Genomic DNA, 1,261 nt, shown 5'->3' on the forward strand with positions numbered 1-1,261 from the left:
GGCCAACAGCGGTGCTTCGAGAAAGCCGGTGTTCATGTCCGCCGCGAACCGGATGCGCGCCGCCTGCGCGCGCAACTGCCAGGGACCGCTGGTGTAGTCGAACACCAGACCGGCAACCGGCGAGCCACTGGTATCCCAAACACCAAGCCCCCCAGCAGCCTTTTCGTGCGTCCGGCCAGCGAAAGCCTTGAGGTGTGCAAGACCACCGGCTGCCGGCAGCGTAACGGCGGCATCGGCACCGTCGAAATGAGAAAAGAACAGGGGGCCGAAGAAATCCGCCGACGGCCGTACCGTCAGATAGAAATAGCCGACCAGTCTCGAGTCGGCGAGCATCATGAAGTCCGCGCCGATGCGGCCGAAGCGCACCGCAAGGCGCGGATCGGGCTCCCATTTCGCGAATGCCCACATCAGTTCCGGGTTATGGCTGCGATCGTAATGCAGCCGGCTGACGACTTGCCCGACGAGCTCGAGGTCCGCGCTCGGGCGCCAATTCGCCTGCAGACCGAAAATGCTGTCGATCCTGCCTGACCACTGCCCGTTCTTGATGCCGACAGGCTGCGACAAGTCGCGCACGAATTCGGCCTGGTCGGAAGAGGATCGCGCCAGACCCAGGGTGCCGAAGCCGCGCAGCGAGAAGGCCGGCGCATCGCTCTGCGCATGGACATGACCAATGAAAGCGCACACCAGCAGCGATGCGGCCACCCATGATCTGACGTGCATGTCACCCTCCCTCGAGGCTGCAGAGATTATCACGCGCCCGGCTGCCCCGGCCGTCCGCGGCAAATCCGCATTCCCAAATTCCGGGATTCAACGCCGCCTGCTGCCGCCGAGCAGGGAGCCGAGCACGCCACGCACCAGCTCGCGGCCGACCTGGCTGGCGATGGTGCGCGTCACACTTTTAGCCGCGGCCTGCACCAGGCCATCGGTCTGCCCACCGCGCGGGCCGGTGCGGCCGAACAGGATTTCGCTGAGGAAACCACCCCCTTCGGCCGCCGGGGGCTGGGATGCCGTGCCGCCAGCGCCGACTTTCACTGGCGTCGCCCCGCCAGCCGCGGCACCTCCACCAGCGCGGGATTGCAGGATCTCGTAGGCCGACTCGCGATCGACGATCTTTTCATAGTGGCCGTAGACCAGGGAGGAGCGGATCACCTGCTGGCGCTCGTTCGGGGTCAGCGGCCCGATGCGCGATGCCGGTGGCAGGATCCAGGCGCGCTCGACGACGGCAGGCGTGCCCTTTTCATCGAGGAAAGAGACCAGCGCC

At 66.3% G+C, this 1,261-nt stretch carries 2 protein-coding genes; both read right to left on the reverse strand.

The annotated features are described in order from the left end of the window. Positions 1 to 720, reverse strand: a 720-nt coding sequence (locus AB1555_20150) for a hypothetical protein (GenBank protein MEW6248991.1), incomplete at its 3' end; no start/stop codon positions are given. Positions 721 to 807: 87 nt separating this feature from the next. Beyond that, positions 808 to 1,261 (reverse strand): helicase HerA-like domain-containing protein (locus AB1555_20155; protein MEW6248992.1); only part of this gene is annotated, 454 nt, incomplete at its 5' end.

This window comes from Nitrospirota bacterium, from assembly GCA_040755395.1.
Classification (GTDB): Bacteria; Nitrospirota; Nitrospiria; order Nitrospirales; family Nitrospiraceae; genus DATLZU01.